The sequence below is a fragment of the Bradyrhizobium sp. SRL28 genome, from assembly GCF_018596315.1.
Lineage (GTDB): Bacteria > Pseudomonadota > Alphaproteobacteria > Rhizobiales > Xanthobacteraceae > Bradyrhizobium.
The window spans coordinates 25,620-43,049 of record NZ_JAHEAG010000035.1 but is presented as its reverse complement, the minus strand read 5'-3'; the positions used below and the strand labels follow the sequence as shown (position 1 = coordinate 43,049).

General features: G+C 62.2%; 15 protein-coding genes. 6 read left to right on the top strand and 9 right to left on the bottom strand.

All coding sequences use genetic code 11. From position 1 onward, the window contains the following. Positions 1–37: 37 nt before the first annotated feature. The 5 genes from KIP88_RS36750 to neuB are packed head-to-tail and all read right to left on the bottom strand — an operon-like array spanning position 38 to position 4,822. On the bottom strand, positions 38–1,219 hold the full coding sequence (locus tag KIP88_RS36750; RefSeq protein ID WP_214493046.1) for an N-acetyl sugar amidotransferase: 1,182 nt from the start codon (positions 1,217–1,219) through the stop codon (positions 38–40). 36 nt (positions 1,220–1,255) lie between these two features. Continuing rightward, positions 1,256–2,068 carry an SDR family oxidoreductase gene (locus KIP88_RS36745; protein WP_214493045.1) on the bottom strand — a complete coding sequence of 271 codons (813 nt, stop codon included), beginning with the start codon at positions 2,066–2,068 and terminating at the stop codon, positions 1,256–1,258. Beyond that, on the bottom strand, positions 2,065–3,105 hold the full coding sequence (locus KIP88_RS36740; RefSeq protein ID WP_214493044.1) for a nucleotidyltransferase family protein: 1,041 nt from the start codon (positions 3,103–3,105) through the stop codon (positions 2,065–2,067). The genes KIP88_RS36745 and KIP88_RS36740 overlap by 4 nt, the downstream gene beginning before the upstream one ends. Further along, a complete protein-coding gene (locus KIP88_RS36735) occupies positions 3,105–3,743 on the bottom strand; it encodes an acetyltransferase (RefSeq protein ID WP_214493043.1) in 639 nt (212 codons plus the stop codon). The genes KIP88_RS36740 and KIP88_RS36735 overlap by 1 nt, the downstream gene beginning before the upstream one ends. Continuing rightward, positions 3,740–4,822, bottom strand: a complete 1,083-nt coding sequence (neuB, locus tag KIP88_RS36730) for an N-acetylneuraminate synthase (protein ID WP_214493042.1) — start codon at positions 4,820–4,822, stop codon at positions 3,740–3,742. The genes KIP88_RS36735 and neuB overlap by 4 nt, the downstream gene beginning before the upstream one ends. Before the next feature lie 183 nt (positions 4,823–5,005). Here neuB and KIP88_RS36725 point away from each other — a divergent pair, with 183 nt between their 5' ends. From KIP88_RS36725 to KIP88_RS36700, 6 genes are all read left to right on the top strand, one after another. Beyond that, on the top strand, positions 5,006–5,752 hold the full coding sequence (locus tag KIP88_RS36725) for an acylneuraminate cytidylyltransferase family protein (RefSeq protein WP_214493041.1): 747 nt from the start codon (positions 5,006–5,008) through the stop codon (positions 5,750–5,752). Then, the gene (gene neuC, locus KIP88_RS36720) at positions 5,749–6,939 is read left to right on the top strand and encodes a UDP-N-acetylglucosamine 2-epimerase (protein ID WP_214493040.1); all 1,191 of its coding nucleotides are present in this window, start codon (positions 5,749–5,751) and stop codon (positions 6,937–6,939) included. The genes KIP88_RS36725 and neuC overlap by 4 nt, the downstream gene beginning before the upstream one ends. A gap of 92 nt (positions 6,940–7,031) precedes the next feature. Next, positions 7,032–8,186: a hypothetical protein gene (locus tag KIP88_RS36715; RefSeq protein WP_214493039.1), complete on the top strand. Its 1,155-nt coding sequence runs from the start codon at positions 7,032–7,034 to the stop codon at positions 8,184–8,186. Between the two features lie 81 nt (positions 8,187–8,267). After that, complete coding sequence (locus tag KIP88_RS36710) at positions 8,268–9,821, top strand: MBOAT family protein (protein WP_214493038.1); 1,554 nt, start codon at positions 8,268–8,270, stop codon at positions 9,819–9,821. After that, entirely contained in the window at positions 9,796–10,815 is a 1,020-nt protein-coding gene (locus KIP88_RS36705; RefSeq protein WP_214493037.1) for a hypothetical protein, read from the top strand. The genes KIP88_RS36710 and KIP88_RS36705 overlap by 26 nt, the downstream gene beginning before the upstream one ends. A gap of 21 nt (positions 10,816–10,836) precedes the next feature. After that, positions 10,837–11,817, top strand: a complete 981-nt coding sequence (locus KIP88_RS36700) for an NAD(P)-dependent oxidoreductase (protein WP_214493036.1) — start codon at positions 10,837–10,839, stop codon at positions 11,815–11,817. On the opposite strand, the gene KIP88_RS36695 is transcribed toward KIP88_RS36700, so the two are convergent. From KIP88_RS36695 to KIP88_RS36680, 4 genes are all read right to left on the bottom strand, one after another. Continuing rightward, a complete protein-coding gene (locus tag KIP88_RS36695; protein WP_214493035.1) occupies positions 11,798–13,372 on the bottom strand; it encodes a hypothetical protein in 1,575 nt (524 codons plus the stop codon). The two genes, KIP88_RS36700 and KIP88_RS36695, sit on opposite strands and share 20 nt — an antisense overlap. 79 nt (positions 13,373–13,451) lie before the next feature. After that, a complete protein-coding gene (locus tag KIP88_RS36690; RefSeq protein ID WP_214493034.1) occupies positions 13,452–14,777 on the bottom strand; it encodes a polysaccharide biosynthesis C-terminal domain-containing protein in 1,326 nt (441 codons plus the stop codon). Between the two features lie 46 nt (positions 14,778–14,823). After that, positions 14,824–16,212, bottom strand: a complete 1,389-nt coding sequence (locus KIP88_RS36685; protein ID WP_214493033.1) for a hypothetical protein — start codon at positions 16,210–16,212, stop codon at positions 14,824–14,826. Next, positions 16,212–17,360, bottom strand: a complete 1,149-nt coding sequence (locus KIP88_RS36680; RefSeq protein ID WP_308163721.1) for a LegC family aminotransferase — start codon at positions 17,358–17,360, stop codon at positions 16,212–16,214. The genes KIP88_RS36685 and KIP88_RS36680 overlap by 1 nt, the downstream gene beginning before the upstream one ends. Positions 17,361–17,430 lie beyond the last annotated feature (70 nt).

Genomic DNA, 17,430 nt, shown 5'->3' with positions numbered 1-17,430 from the left:
TAGCACTGTTCCACAAGCGCCCGCGATCAATCCTCGACTATTCCTTGCCGCCGCCGATCTCGACACCCGGATGGTTCGGCCAGGGCACGTGAGTGCTGTTCCACTTGCCCATGTCAGGCATGCGGCGGCCCGGCTCCACCGTGTTCGGCGAGAACTGCCACGGGCTGACCTCGTGCTTGATCGCAATACCCAGGAACTGCTCTTCGGATAGCTGCAGATAGTCGAGGAAGAGATCGAGGCTCGGCGGCCGCTTGCCGTCGAATTCGCGGACCAGGGCCTCGCCCTGCTCGCGGGTCATGCGCTTGTTGCGGATGTCGATATTGGCGAGATGGTTGGTCCGCCCCATGCCGCGCTTGATGTATTTCAGGTAGTCGCGCACGCCCTGGAAGAAGCACTCGATCTTCTCATAGTCGTATTCCGGCGGAATGCCCTCGACCTCCTGGCCTTTCCAGCCGAGCTCGCTCTTGATGATTTCGACGTGCTTCTTGGTGTCCCACTTGATGTAGCTGCCGAGACAGACCGAGCGGCACTTGATCCGCATCAGTTCCTTGCGCGGCGGATAAACGAACGGATAGAGGTCGCGCTTGGCGACGCGGCCGCCGAGGAATTCGTACATGTCATCGGCGGTGATGCCGAGATTCATGGCGCGGTTGAAGCGCTTCTCATCGACCTCTTCCATCTCGTCATAAGAATAGAACGACTGGTATTCAGCGAGACTCTCGCCCCAGATTAGAAGCGGCGTTTCGTAGCGGATCGCAATCTGCATCGTGTGGGCATAGATGCCGGTGTGGCAGTGCCAGCAGAAGTCGCCGCGACGCTTCAACGACTCCAGCATCAATTCGCGCACCACGTGCCAGTTCGGCGTGAAGTTCAGGACGTCGACGCCGAGCTGCTTGAACACGCTGGTGTTGTTCTCTTCGATCAGCGGCCGGTAGAACCAGTGGTCGAAGCGCACCACCAGCGGCTTCAGGCCGAGCTTGCGCACGACGTACCAGAGCTGGAATACACTGTCCTTGCCGCCCGAATACGGCACGATGCAGTCGTAAAGGCCCTTGTCGCGGTATTGACCGACCAGTTCCATCATCTGGGCATGGCGCTCGTCCCAATTGATCTGGGTGTCGCGAACCTCGATCTGCGCGCAAACGCTGCAGGAACCGGTATCGTCGAACGAGGTCGCCTCCGCCGTTTCCGGCAACAAGCATTTGCTACAGCTCAACATTTCAGAGATTCTCGCGATTGCATGATTTGCGTCGGCTTACCACGCCGTCCAGCCCCCGTCGACCGCAATGCACTGGCCTGTCACATAGGCCGACAAATCGCTCGCCAGATAGGCCACAGCGCCCTTCATGTCATCCTCCCGCGCCATGCGCGCAAGTGGCGTGCGGGCCACATAACGGCTCAAAAACGGTTCCGGCGTGGCCCTGAACACGCCTCCGGGCGCCACGGCGTTGACCCGCACTCTTGGGGCCATGGTGGTCGCAAGCCAGCGCGTCATCTGGATCAGGCCACCCTTGCTTGCGGCGTAGGCTGCGGGGTTCCCCAGCGCTGTTCCCTCGTAAAGCCGCCAGTCCGGCCCGGCGAGCCCGTAGATCGAGGAGATATTGATCACGCTGCCGTGGCCGGATTTGGCCAGATCCTCGGCTGCCGCCTGGATCAGGACGAACGGCGCGGTCAGGTTGACTTCGAGCGCCCGCCGCCAGGTCGCATCCGACTGCTGCTCGAACGGCACGGCCCACCCCTCAAGCCCAGTGGTGCCGACAAAGGCCGCGCAGTTGACGATGATGTCGATGCCGCCGAACGCCTCGCGCACCCGCCGAGGCAGATCTTTCACCGCCTCCCCCTGCTCGAAATCGCAGTCGAACATTTCCGCCTTGACCGGCCAGCTCTTCGTGAGTCCCGCCGCGGCCTCTTTGCCGGCAGACGCCGCCATATCGACCAGCGCGATCGTGGCGCCAAGCTCGGCCAGGCCGCCTGCAATCGTGCGGCCGATATGACCGGCGCCCCCCGTGACGACAGCGACGCGCCCGTCGAGTGACATCATCTCGCGCAGCGAACGTTCGGTGCTCATCCGAAAATCCTCTGAAACTCGTCGGAGGCGCGCTGCAGATCGTCGAGCCGGCCGACATCGATCCAGTACTCCCGCAGGGGGAACACCACAGATGGCTTGCCGGTAGCGATCGTTCGCTCGATCAGGCTGGGCATGTCCACGGCCTCGTTGGCGTCGAGGTAGTCGAGCACGCCAGGATCGAGCAGATAGACGCCGGCATTGACGAAGAATTTCTGCGTCGGCTTCTCGCGGATGCCAAGCAGGCGATGATCGTCGAAATCGATGACGCCGAACGGCACCGTCACCGAATGCTCGCGCACGCAGACGGTGGAGAACGCCTGATGCTCGCGGTGATATTTCAGCAACTGCTCGAAATTCACGGTCGTGAGCAGATCTCCGTTCATGACAAAAAACGGCTGCGTCGGCCGCTCGGGCAACAGCGACAGCGCACCGGCGGTGCCGAGGCGCGCGTTCTCCTGGAGATAGTGGATCTCTACGCCCCAGGCCGAGCCGTCGCCGAAATGGTCGCGGATCATGTCGGCCTTGTAGTTGACCGAGATGAAGAACTTGCCGAAGCCGGCCTTGACGAAACCGCCGAGCACGGTCTCCAGGATCGGCTTGTCGCCAACCCGGATCAGGGGCTTCGGTATTTCATCGGTCAGCGGCTTCAGCCGCGAGCCGAGGCCGCCGGCCATCAGAACCACCCAGTGGTCGGATTGCTGCACGAGCGCGAGATCGTCGATCAGCTTGACCTCGACCACCCTGCCCTCGGCATCGACGATCGGAAGCTGGTGGATCGAATGCTTGCGCATCAGGTTGAGCGCAGCCGGGTTGGAAATGCCAACCGTCGCCGTGATCGGCGTGCGGTTCATCACGAGGTCGACGGAGGCATCGAGCCCGACGCCACCGAGCAGCGCGCGCCGCACGTCGCCGTCGGTGACGGTGCCGACGATCCTGCCGTCACGTACGACCACGGCGAGCTGTAAATGGCCTTGATCGATCCGCCGCAGCGTCTCGATCAGGGGCGTATCTTCACTGACAACGAATATTTCTTTCATCACGAACCCATCCGGTCGCCGCCGGCGAAGGCGCCAGCACCGACATTCTTTGCGACCACGGCGCCCGCGGCAACGACAGCGCCCGCTCCCACGCTGACGCCCACCAGAACCACCGCGCCCGCGCCGATGTGGGCGCTCTCGCCAATCGAGACGCCGCCGCACAGCACCGCCCCCGGCGCGACATGTGCGTGATCGCCCACGATGCAGTCATGCTCCACCACTGCGCGCGTATTGACCAGAACATTCCGTCCGATCCGCGCCGCCGGCTGGATGACGGCACCCGCCATCACCTGAGCGCCGTCGCCGAGCATTGCATCGGAGGCAATCGCCGCCGAGACGTGCGAGATCACCGGAAACCTGTAACCCAGCGCGGCGAAACGGCCAAACAGCGTACGCCGCCCGGACAGGCCCGAATCGGTGCGCGAGGCGCGGTTGCCCAGCCCGTTGACGAGCTCGACCGCATCCACGCTCATCTTCAGGATGTCTTCGTCGGGTCCCGTGATCGGAACCCCGCCGACCACCCCGCCCAGGAGCGCGGTGTCGCGATCCATCACCGCGGCGGGGCGTATCCCACGGCTGCGCAAAGCTTCGATGACAACGCGGGCATGACCGCCGGCGCAGAGCACGATCAGGCTCATGGCTCCAGCGCCTCGTTGGCCGCATAGTCGCGCTGCGCCGTCTTGCCGAGATAGCTCCAGTATTCGATCGGCGCGATCCCGTCACCGGGCCGCTTGACGCCGAGATTATCCTCTGTGAAGCGCTCGCCGGCGCGAACTGCGCGGATCGCAACGAGACTCCGCCGCGCCACCGCGCGATTTGGAATCTCTTCCCGCGCAGGCACCTTGCGGCCGTCGCCGAGCGCCGCCTCGACGTCACGGATCGACGCAATCATCGCGGCCATTTCGTCGGGTTCGATCGAGGCGCGGTGATCGGGCCCCGGCAGATTGCGATCGAGGGTCAGGTGCTTCTCGATCACGGCCGCGCCGAGCGCGACCGCGGCTGCGGCAACATGAATGCCGCGGCTATGATCGGAAAAGCCAACGGGAAGCCCGAACGCATCGTGCAGCGTCGCCATCGCGCGCAGATTGATCGAGTCCGGTTCGGCCGGATACTCGGTCGTGCAGTGCAACAGCGTGACCCTGGCGCGTAGCTCGGTCCAGGTCTCGCGGTCGAGCAGAAGGTTTGAGAAACCGGTCGGCGACGGCCGCGTATGCGCGTCGGCGAGATAGCCGCAGGCGATGACGCCGAGCGCCTGCTCCACTTCCGCCAGTGTTGCCATTCCGGTTGACAGGATGATCGGCAGTTGAAAGCGCGCCAGATGCAACAGCAGTGGCGCGTTGGTAAGATCGCCCGATCCAACCTTCAGTGTCGAGACGCCGATTCGACGGACCAGATGCGTGGCGCTGTCGGCATCGAACGGGGTCGACATGTAGGCGATGCCGACGGCGGCGCAGGCCGCGGCGATATTCTCCTCGTCGTCCTCACTCAGTTCGAGCGCGCGCAGCATTTCGAGCTGTGACTGCGCGTTGCCAGTGGTCGTCTGCTGATAGCTCGCCTTCGCAGCGCCTGCAGTCGCCAGCTTGTCGGCACGAAACGACTGAAACTTGACGACGTCGGCCCCTGCCCGGGCGGCAGCTTCCACCAACTCGAGTGCCCGCGCGCGATCGCCGTTATGGTTAACACCGGCCTCGGCAATGATCAGGGTTCGGCGATGCATGTGGTTTCGTCGCTGGACGCAGGACGATCGAAATCGCCTGCCTATCAAGCGGTTGTCTTAGTCGAGTACACTGGTAAAAGCAATGCAAGCGGGCGGCTTGCGGCGTTCCCCATTAAGCCCCCTGGCCGGCGACGAATCGTGCCGGTCCTTGTTTGGCGCTGACAGCGGGATTGTCGAGAGCAAATGACGAATTCGCCGGAGATATTGTTCCTGCTGGTGGGCCGCGGAGGATCCAAGGGATTGCCCGGCAAGAACCTGCGCGAGGTCGGCGGTCTCAGCCTGGTCGGCTACAAGGCAAAGGCGGCGCGGCAATCGCGCTACTGCTCGCGCCTGATCGTCTCCAGTGACAGCGCGGAGATCCAGGCCGAGGCAAAGCGCCATGGCGCCGAGGTGCTGTTCGACCGCCCGGCCCAACTTGCGAGCGACACCGCCTCCTCCAACGACGTTGTGCTTCATGCCATGGATTGGGTCGAGACGCATGAAGGACGGCGCTACGACGCCATCATGCTGCTGGAACCTTCGTCGCCCTTCGCACGGCCGGAACATTTCGATGAGGCGGTCGAACTGTTCGCCGCGCGCAAGGCGAGCCTCGTGGTCGGCATGCGTGAAACTGAGGTTTCATCCATCTTCGTCGGGACGCTGGGCGCGGACGGCTCAATCGGCGGCATCGTCGAGAAGATGCTGAAGACGACGGCGCAGCGGCGGCAGGACCAGGCGCCTGAAGTCACCATGAACGGCGCGCTCTACCTCGTCGGCTGGGACGCGATGCGCAAGCACCGGAAGATCTATGCCGATCCCTCCGCGAGCTACGGCATCATGATGGACCGCTTGCACTCGATCGAGATCGAGAGTGCTGCCGACCTCGCCTACGCATCCTACGTCGTCGAGCACGGTATGCTCGACGCATCGCCATGGCGGAAACCCGCATGACTGCAAGCCGCCGCATCGCCGTCGTCACCGGTTCGCGGGCCGACTACGGATTGTTGCGGGGCATCCTGACGCGGCTGAAGGAGACGGATGACGTGTCCCTCAGCATTATCGCCTGCGGCATGCATCTGGTGCCGCGCTTCGGCGAGACCTGGCGAACCATCGAGGCCGACGGTTTTTCGATCGCGGCGACAATCGATCTCCAACTGCACGACGATCGCGCCGGGACGGTGGCGCGTGGTACCGGCATCGGCGTTTCCGGCTTCGCAGACGTGCTCCCCCAGCTTGCGCCGGATGTTCTGGTCGTGCTCGGCGACCGCTACGAGGTGCTGGCTGCCGCGGTCGCCGCGACGCTGTTGAACATTCCGATCGCTCATATCCATGGCGGCGAGGTCACCGCCGGCGCCTTCGATGATGCGATCCGCCATGCGATCACGAAGATGGCCTGCCTGCATTTCGTTGCGGCCGAGCCCTATCGGCAGCGCGTGATCCAGATGGGCGAAAATCCCGACTTTGTCTTCAAAGTCGGCGCACCGGGCCTTGATCTCGCCAGCACGGCGCCGATGCTCAGCCGGACCGAACTGTTCACAGGGCTCGGCGTCAGCGGCCCGGAACGCTTCCTGCTGGTCACGCTGCATCCGACCACGGCGCGGCCGGATACGGACGCAACGAATGTCGCCGCACTCCTCGGCGCGCTCGCGGAGGTCAAGGACCGCAGCATCATCTTCACCGGCGTCAACGCCGATCCCGGCTATCGCGCCATCGACGACGCCATCAAGGCCTTCGTCGCGGCACGGCCGGACCGCGCCTTTCACTTCACCTCACTCGGCAGCGAACGTTACTGGGCCGCGCTGCGGCTCGCCGACGCCGTGGTCGGCAACTCCTCCAGCGGCATCCTGGAGGCGCCGGCCGTCGGGGTGCCCTCGATCAATATCGGCGACCGCCAGCAGGGCCGGCTGCGCGCCGCCTCGATCATCGATTGCCCAGCCGATTCGGCCGTCATTCTCGCAAGTCTGGCGCGCATCTTCGAAGGCCGGTTCCACCCTGATCCGGGCGTAGAGCCGCCCTACGGCCGTGGGGGCGCGTCGGAGAAGATCGCTGGAACCCTTCGAAAGATCGACCTCCATGGCGCTTTCCCGAAGCATTTCCATGATTTAGCCGTCGCACCGGAACACCCGAAGACGGGCTGATAACTGCCGGGCGTTGTTGCCTGTGCAATGCGCCAGGTTGTATAGATCGGGCGGCTTTGAGACGATCCACGCCGGGTCCGGAGAAACGCGACATGACGACAATCGATTCCCTCACCGATGCGACACCCGCGGCGCGTGCCGTCGATGTCAGTGAGCTACCGATCCCGCCCTATCGCGGCAACACCCTGCCCTCGATCGACTATGACGCGCATCCAGCCTATGGCGGCAGGTTCGCCCGGCCGACGTTCCGCGAGCGGCTTTACGCGCTGAATGTGTTCGTGCGGACCTTCGCCTTTGTCACCATCCGCCGCATCGTCGATTACGACAACATGCCGCTATTGACCAAGGAAGCCGGCTTTAGCGGCCTCAACGCCCGGACTGCCCTGCGCTACATCTCGATGTTTGCGCGCATCCGCGCCAGCCGCGCGATCGGCATGCTGACCGGTGCGCGACGCCCTGCGATGCCGGCAAACCCGGCCTTGCTGAACAAGATCAAATCGGACGGCATCGTCTGCCTGACGCTCGCGCCCGATGAAATCGACCAGATCCGAAGCGTGACCAATCCGGGCTTTGCCAAGCTCGACGAGCGTCGTGCCAGCATTCCGCCGGAGAAGCGCAAGTTCGACGACAACGTCTACTGGTGCACGCGCTCCGCCGATGCAGAGGCCTTCGCGACGGTAGAGAATATCTTCAAGCGCTACGGCATCATGGAGGCTGCGAGCGCCTATCTCGGCCGCCCGGCCGGCGTGAAGCACGTCAATGCACAGATCAACGACCAGGACCTCGCGTTTTGGAAGCGGGTATTCCCGGACACGCAGCTCCAGGACCCCTGGGGCAGCTACCTGCATATCGATGCCACCTACGGCATGCTGAAATGCGCGATCTACGTCCACGACATCGGCCCGGACGGTGGACCGTTCTGCTACATCCGCGGCAGCCAGAATGCGAAGATCGGCTGGTTCGAAGGCATGGTGCGCCGGACCAACGACTTCAGCGGCTTCTCGGGTCGGCGCCCCGACGCGCGCAAGAAATTCATGGCGCTGCCGGCGTTCCTGCGCAAGAAGGCGGATTTCGGCGGCGACCTGCAAGACAACTCCCCCGACGTGGCGCCGCTGCGCGAGGGACATTTCGCCGCGACCTCGAACTATGGCAATTGCGTACTGTTCGACGGCAACGGCATGCATCGCGGCGGCATGGTGAACAAGGGCGAGCGCCGCTGCCTGTTCATCCTGCTTGCGGAACTCTGAGGCCGCGTTGCGCGCGCTCACTCCGATTGCATCACTATCAACGCCCCCGCGGTACGCCCGGCTATATCGGATATCAGGTAAGTGCTGTTTAACTCCCTGTCCTTTCTGCTGATCTTCCTGCCAATCGTCCTCTCCGGATTTCTGGTCTGCCGCCGCTACGGAAATGTGCGGTGGGTATTCATCTGGCTATTCATCTGCTCCGCGGTCTTTTATGGCGCATGGGAGCCGACATACATCGTTCTCCTGCTGACCTCGATCCTCCTTAACTATTACATCGCCATTCAGATTGCGCGAAACAAGTCAAGAGCCCTCCTCGCCTTCGGCATTGCCGCAAACATTGGATCGCTCGCATACTTCAAGTACCTGAACTTCATCCTTCAGACCTGGAACGCTATTCTTGGAAGTGACTTCCAGCCGGTTTCAATCACACTTCCACTCGGCATTTCATTCATTACGTTCATCCAGATTGCCTTTTTGGTCGACGTTTATCGAGACCGAGCCGATGACCTTGGATTTCCCAAGTACGCGCTCTTCGTCTCCTACTTTCCGCATCTGATCGCGGGTCCGATCATCCATCACAAGGAAGTAATGTCGCAGTTCACCAATGCGCGGCTGACGGCCATTTCGGCACACGACGTCGTTGGAGGAATTGCTCTCATTCTTTGCGGTCTATTCAAGAAGGTCGTCATTGCCGACACCATGGCCTCCTATGCCACGCCTTCCTTTCACCTTGCGGCCCAACTGCAACCGATCAGCTTCTTCGACGCATGGGGTGCCCTACTCGCGTTCACGTTCCAGATCTATTTCGACTTTTCCGGCTACAGCGATATTGCGATCGGGCTTTCACGCCTGTTCGGAGTCCGTCTGCCGATTAACTTCGATTCGCCCTACAAGGCCACCAGCATCATCGACTTCTGGCGGCGCTGGCACATTACATTATCTCGATTCCTTCGCGACTACCTGTACGTTCCGCTCGGAGGCAATCGCCATGGCGTGCTGCGGCAATATTCGAACCTCATGATCGTAATGCTTCTTGGCGGCCTCTGGCACGGCGCGAGCTGGCTTTTCGTGATCTGGGGCGGCCTGCACGGAATGTATCTGATCATCAATCACGCGTTCCATTCCCTGAAACGCCGCGTGGGCGAGAACAATGCGCCGCTCGCGATCGTATCGAAATTCTCCACGCTCCTGGTGTTTCCGGCGGTCATGCTGTCCTGGGTTTTCTTTCGCTCCGAGTCATGGACGGGCGCCAAGATGATGCTCAAGGCCATGGCGGGTCTTAACAGCATCTTGCTGCCCGAAAGATATCAGGCGTTGCTCGGTCCATTTAACGACACGTTGATGTCGGCGCTTCACATGCACACGGGAGATCTCGTTACATTCGGCAGCTTCCGCGCTGCTCTCTGGATGGTTGTCGTGACGGCATTCGTCTTCCTATTGCCCAACTCACAACAGCTCCTCGCGTACTTCGATCGCAATACCGAATTCGCCACTGGCGACCGCCAAATTCGCGATCGCCTGCTCGCATTCCGTCCGACAGTGGTCTCGGCCGTCGTTGCCGCCGGGGTCGGCATCATCGTGTTGGCCACTATCTATTCTGGGGTTCCAAGTGAATTCATCTACTTCCAGTTCTAAACGCTGGCTCCAGATCTTCTTTGCCATCATCGGCCCGGTCTGCGTGGGCTACCTCGTGGCATCGGAGTGGTTGATCCGTACCGAGGTCCTGCCGCGTGACCGTTTCGAGTGGATATCCGCCCGGTTGCGCAACTCCACACAGTCCAACGCGGCTTTCGGTGACTCCCATGTCGCAGCCGTGCCCGACTTCAACACCCGCAACTTCGTCAACCTCGGCGTCGGCGCAACCACCATCCGCAAGATGGATCAGCGCGTGCGCTATTACTTCAGCAAGATCAAACCGGGCGAAGTGATCCTCGAGGCCGACCCTCACCTGTTCGCAGAGTATCGGCTGCAGGCCCAGGCCGGCTACGTTCCCGAAAACTACTCCGAGTTTCGCCTGAGAGTGCTGGATCCTCAGCATCGTGGATTCATGACGAGCTATTGGACTGCCTTTCTGTCGGAGGGCCGGCTGGAAAAGAAAGAAGATACCACCTACGATCGGCTTTGGGACGCGGCAAACAAGCTGCACAGCGAAACGGCCGGCGACCTGGAAGCTCCCAAGCCGTCGAAGGCTCCTCAGCGCCTTCCACCGACTGCGCCGAAGATCCCGCGACAGCAGCCTGAATCCGACCAGGAGATATTGGCCAGTTTCAATGCGTTCATGGATTACGAAGTCGCGGCCCACACGCCGGTGCTCGATTTCAGAGCGCGTGACGAGGCGCGCATCTACCAGGATATGATCAAATTCCTCATCGCCCGGGGCGCCAAGGTTTGCCTGGTTAATTATCCTGTAGACCGATATTACCGTGAACGGGCGGATGCTATTCCGCTCTTTACCCAGGTTCACGAGTTCTACAAGCAAGTAGCTCGCGAAAATCACATCCCTTACGTCAGTTTTTGGTCACGCTTCGATGATCCGTCGATGTTTCAAAATACAGATCATGTTAATCAGAACGGGTCGCCCATTCTCGCAAGAGAAGCCCGGCTGGCGTGCTTCGGGCGCTCCGAATAGAGTAAGTAGGACGGTTGCGGCATGAAAGTTCTCGTGACCGGAAGCTCCGGCTTCATCGGCCAGGCGCTGGTGCGGCGACTGCGCACCGAAGGGTGTGTGGTAGTGGGGCTCGACAAGGTTCCGGCCGCTTCAACCGATATCGTCTGCGACATCATGGAGGCCGATCGCCTCCAGGTAGCCGTGCAGACTGCGGCACCCGACGCGCTGGTGCATCTCGCCGCGCGCATCGATCTCGACGAGAAGACCGATCTCGCGGGCTATGCCGCCAACATTGAGGGCGTCGAGAACCTGGTCGAGGCGGTACAGCTGACGCCGTCGATCCGGCGGGGCCTCTGGACTTCGTCGCAGCTCGTTTGCCGCGTTGGTTATCTGCCGGCAAACGACACCGATTACGCTGCGGACACGCTGTACGGAAAGAGCAAGGTTCGCACGGAACAAATTGTCCGCGGCGCAGACGGCGCCGGGCGCGAATGGTGCCTGACGCGACCCACCACGGTCTGGGGACCCGGCATGAGCGCGCATTACCAGCGCTTCCTACGCATGATAGAGCGCGGATATTATTTCCACGTCGGGCGCGGCCCGCTGTGGAAGTCCTACAGCTATGTCGACAACATCGCCCATCAGTACTGGCGCCTGCTCAACGTACCCGCCGAGCAGATCCATCGCAGGACGTTCTATCTCGCCGACTACGAGGCGATTGATCTGATCGCCTGGTGCAACGCTTTCCAGCGTGCCTTCGGCTCGCGTTCCATTCCTCATGTACCGCTCGCCGTCGCTCGCGCGCTCGCCCTTTGCGGAGACGCGGTGAACGCCTTCGGACTGAAGCGGTTTCCCTTCAATTCGTTTCGGCTCAACAACGTGCTAACGCAATATCAATTCGATCTCGAGCCGACCGCAGCAGTATGCGGACCACTGCCCTGTGACACGGAGCAGGGTGTCGCCGCGACCGTCGCGTGGCTACGCGACATTTCGGGCGCTGAGCCTAGGTCGCCGGGCCGTTGAGCTGAAGTTCGCTGGCTTCTCGCGGCGCCCCTGACCACAGCCTAGTAAGATCGAGCGTGAGCCCGGTCACCACCATGGAACTTAGCACTAGCGCCGAGTTCGCTATACCCAGCGGCCCCTGCACCGGGCTGAGCAGTATGCTAGCTAGGACAAAAATCAGCAAGAGCAACGGTGTCGTAAGGTCCGATCGTTTGCTTCCAGCCGCGCTCCAGCCCGCCACCCCTCCCCAGATCAGGATGTAGACAATCGCGCCGACGAAACCGAAATCGATAAAGGCCGCGCCCCATACGGAGGGGAAGAAACCGAAGATCTGAGCGGACTTCTGCTCGTCGTGCAGCGTAACCAGTTGCTGGCTTCCCGGAAAGAAAACCCGCAATAGCGGCGACAGCACACCGACCTGGTAGAGTCCCCAATGTGGCGTGAATCCATCGCGGGCGTGCCAGACGAGATCGATCGTCCGCACGCCGTGCGTGAGATAAAAGTAAGTGCTGAGGCCGATCATCGCGGTACGCGCCGATAGATGGCTGGATTCGATCGCGGACCTCACGTAGCCACGCGGCTTAACGTTCCAGCCTTCCAGCATCGCCGCAAGGACCACATCGGTTGGGCTCGGCTGTTGCTCCGATGGCGGGGCCGCGCTCGCCTCGGCAAGCCGCTTGGTCAGTTCCGTTGCCGTGATTTTCTCTCTGCTGTCCGGCCGGGCGCCTTCACTGAGACTGTTGGCTGGCCCGGCCTCGGCCGGCTTGCTGGGAACGGCCAGAGGGTCGCGCTGCAGCTGCTCCTGCCGCAATTCGGTGATCAGCGGGGACATCTGGATGCAGAACTTCTGCCGGCTAGTCCAGATTGCACTCGAATAGATCGAAAACAGCCCGACCACGGCTACCGTCTTGACGAGGAGATGATGGCCGCGCGGCAGCGGCGGCCGTCCCTGAGCGAGGCGAACCAGCATCGCCACGCCAACCAGGACCAGGACCAACAGGATCGGCATCCGCCCCGAATATAGCACTGCATAGCCGACCGGAGAGATGATCGACAACTGCGCGAGCGCGGCCGCCCATCCCTTAATTTCCTCCCCCTTTAACAGGAACAGCGCCACAGAAACAAAGCCGAAGGAGAACATGGCGTAGCCGCCATAGAGCAGCGGTGTCCGCTTGATGGATATTGCATCGATCAGACCGGGCGCACAGCGCAACAATTCGGAATACGCGCTGTTGCTCACCCCGCTCAGCATCGTGCGGTCGAGTGTCATCAGCGAAATGCCGGCAATCCCGAAGAGCGACGCGGCAGTGACGACACGATTCAGCATCTGGCTCGAGAGCGGACGCATCTGGGCGGCCTGAGACGCGAAATAACGGATAAAAAGCGATCTGCCGCCTAGATAGCCGAGCAGGAAGAGTGCAATGCCCGCACCAACCACAATGAGCACGACGGCGGACGGCTGCCCCCGATAGTCAAGCGGCCCTATCGCGACACTTACGAGCGCCGCGCTCCAGATGAGGGCGATGAGAATTGCGGGTGACGAAAGCCCCGCCGCCAATTGCATGAGCCGTTGCATTTTGCCATTCAGAAAACGCGTCTAAACCCCAGGGTGTGTAGCAGGGTCAATTTGACACCGCAATGACGGCGGCGCTCGTTCACGGGTAGAGTATGTCCGGATCAGTCGGAAGGCCGACAGTTTCAGGCTCGTCGGTTCCCTTGCGAGTCTCACGCATCCTGTGGATGGTCAAGCCGGCCAGCGACAGAAACATCACGGCGCTGGCGATGCCACCGGCCAGCGCCGCACCATAAATTCCATACACTGGCACGAGCAGCAGGTTGAGCAGCGTCGACACAGCGGCCGAACCAAGGTTGCAGAGCAAGAGATAGTTGTCTGACCGCGCTGCATAGAGCGCGTACGACGGAACATCGGCCAGCATGCGAAGGAAGATTCCCGGCAACATCGCATAGAACACGCCAATGCTTGCCGAGTAGGTGGACAACCCGAGCAGTGAGAGCAAAGGCGCCATGGAGAGGGCTGAAATGATCATTGTCGCGAACGCCAGCGAGAGCATCGACCAGAAGAACGAGGACAACGCTCCACGGTAGGGCGCCGGGCCGGCCGCGTAGCCTGCGATCACCTTCGGAAGAAACTGGTGCGAAATCGATGCACCCAGCGACAACAGTCCAATCAGGATCGTCGAATAAAATGTATAGATGCCGAGCGCCTCGCGCCCGACGAACGCGTCGATCACGAACCGGTCGACGTAGGAGATGACGAGCGCCCCCGCCGCGGTCAGCATGAACGGACGGGCGGTACGCAGGCCGTTAGCGATCCAGGTCCAGTCTGGCCGCCGGTTCCTGATTCGGCCCCATGGCAGGTCGCGCAGCGATATGGCCGTGAACAACATCGAACTGGCGCCGCCGAGAGCCCACCAGACCAGAACGGCTTCGAGCGATCTCGAGGACGGGATGGCGATCATCAGGACTGCGATCGCATAAACCCATATGGCACCGCGAAGGAAAACAACCATGTAGGCCCTGACCGGTCGCGACATGATGATGAGAAAGCGCGTCGCCTCGAGCGAAATATGCTCAGTCAGGAGAATCAAGAGGAACCAGGGCGCTAGCCGCGCTGGAAACAGGCCGGCGATGACCGCCAGAATCGAGAGAATCACCACCGCCAGGAACGTCACCCCTCCCAGGGCAGCCTGATCCGCGATAATCAGCACCCGCCTTTCCGGCGGCGCCGGCACCATCTCGCGATACATGTAAGAATAGAACTCGAGTCCTAGGCCGAGAAGCGCGAACGCCAGCACCGCTGTTATCAGCCCGTACCTGCCCATCTCGTCCGGCGACAGCATCCGCGCCAGCAGCAGGGACAGCAGCAGGCGGCTGGCAAGGGTCGAACCACGCAGAAAAAGAACCGCGACCGCGGCAACGATCGCGGGCCGGGTCGCGAGATCGAGTAGACGAGATCGCATACGCTGTTCCATTCCCGCTGGCCATCGGCCCGGGTTTCCAAGAGAGTCAGGCGGCGTTCTTGCAAGACTTCAGGAAGCGCGGCAAATGCGCGTTCAGCGAACGCGCCAATGGCTCGACCGACGCGCGCGCGGCCGCATTCGTGGGATCGAAGTCGCGCCAGCCGAAATAGTCACCCTCAACACTGATTGCCGCAAGATGCCGCACGACCTCGCGCCGCATCGTCGCGAGGTCGTCCGGCAGGCGCCATCTCGCAAGCCGCTCAGCAAGCGCGTCGATTTCGCCGACATCCCGGATGTGCACGAAGTGCTGCTCGGTTGCATAGTAGGGCTCGGTCGCGACCGAACAAAGTCCCGCCAACGCCGCCTGGAGCCCGATCGTCCCCGTGAACGTCACCGACACACCGCATTTGCCAATCAGCAGGTTGGCCGGAACATCATAGGGCACCAGCGTAACGAAAGGCAGTTTTGACAGCCGCTCGAACAACTCGCGCTGGCGGAAACCGAACTGCAGCGGATGATCCTTGACGAAGATGCGGTAGCCCGCGCGGCCAAGCACCTCGCAATAACGCACCAGCACGTCGTCATGCGCAAGCATACCCGGGGGCCTCAGCCAATAGTCCATCGAGGCTTCGGGAAAGAGTTGCAGTCCGAGGAACACCCGCCGCTCACGCGGCAGGTCGGCAAGCCGCTTGTCCCAGTCATGGTCGAGCAGCTTGAGGGCGGCGGCGTCGCGAACGCGCACCTTGTGCCTCAGCCGCTTCAGCGCATCGAGATAATGGCAATTGTAGCGGTCGCGTTTGAGGAAGCGCCAGACATTGAAGAAGGCGCCCCGCACCGCGTAATAACCGAATATGCGCCAGAACCTGGCCCGCGAAAAGCGCTTGGCACCGCGCACATAGGAGGGTGCGAAGTCTTCGGTGCAGAGCTGGCCCACAGCCGCATCAATGTCCTCGCTGGAGGGCTCCCGCAACCAGGCCGGCCGGCCGCGACGCATGAGCATCACCTGATCGGGAATGATCGATGTCGTCATTTCGAGGAAATCGATGCCGCGCCGGCGCGCGGTCCGCTCCATCACGTCCATGACATAGCGGTCGATGGTGAAGGTCATAATGAGATGGGGATCAAGCTTGTCGAAGGCCTGCTCGATCGCCTGGGTCATGCCGCCGATCATCCTGAGCGCGAGATCGCGATCGATGCTGCGGAGCACGCGGCAGCGCAGGATGACATCGGCGCATCCCTCCTCGCCAAACCGCGCGAGCGCGACGGAAGCCGCATCCCCCCTGTCGACAAAGCGGTAGAAATCGTCGACCAGCGAATAATCGCCGTCGTCACGCAGGTCGCTCATCACAACCGCGTCGGCAAACTCCATGCGCGACGCAAGATACTGCCACCACGGCGTCGTGCTGTGAATGGTGAAGAAGACAAGGCGGGCCATCAGATCTTGTTCGCGCTTTCGGCCAGGAAAGGGCTGCTCGGCAGGTTGATGCAGCGCGTGTGCATGTCTTCGGCGACTGGCAGCGGCGAACGCGGGCAGTCTCGGTACATCGGCAAGAGGTGCATTGGCGTCCACAGCGGCCTTGCGCGAATGCCGTGACCGTGCAGGGCCTCAAGCAGCCGGTCACGCTCGGCAGCGTACTCGCGGTCGAGCACGAGCGTGTTGAGCCAGTAGTTGCTTTGCGAGCCCTTCGGCTCACGATAGATGCGCGCCCAGGGGAAATCGCTGAAGGCATGCAGATAGCGCTCGGCGAGCAAGCGCTTGGCCTCGACCATCGCCGGCAGCCGCTCCATCTGCGCGCAGCCAAGCGCTGCATTGATGTTCGGCAGGCGGTAGTTATAGGCGACCTCGTCATGGTCGAATGCCCAGGCGTGCGCCTTCTTCGCCGTAGAGGTGAAGTGCCGCGCGTGACGAGCATGCGCCTCATCGTCGGTCACGATCATGCCGCCACCGCCGGTAGTGACGATCTTGTTGCCGTTGAAGCTGAGCACGGCGGAATGGCCGAACGTGCCGCAGCCCTGCCCGCCCAGGGTCGAGCCGAGCGACTCGGTCGCGTCCTCGACGATCACGAGATCGTATTTGGCGGCCACCGCGCCGAGTGCGGCCATGTCCACCGGATGCCCGAAGATGTGCACCGGAACTACCGCGCGAAGCCGGCGGCCCGTCTGCTTGTTCACCCATGCGCCGTTCCGCCGCACCGCGACGGTATCGAGATGCGCCTCGAGCGCCTGGGGATCGAGCCCCAACGTATCCCAGGTCGAATCGACGAAATGCGGGATGGCGCCGGCATGGCTCACCGCGTTCGCGGTGGCTACGAAGGTGATTGAGGGCAGCAGCACCTCGTCGTTTTGCTCGACCCCCTCGAGCACCAGTGCGGCGTGAAGCGCAGCAGTGCCATTGACGATCGCCACCGCATGCCGCGAGCCGGTCGCGGCCGCGACCATCTCCTCGAAGCGAGTGACATACTTGCCCGCTGACGACACCCAATTGGTGTCGATGCAATCGAGCACGAGCTCTCGCTCGCGCTCGCCAAAGCGCGGTTCGTGCAACTCGACCGGGCGCGCGGCGGCTCCGAGCGCGGCATCCACCGCGTCGAGGACTGGCTTGAAGTCAAGCACGGTGGGACGGTCGTGGCTCGCCTGGGCGGAGGAGATGCTC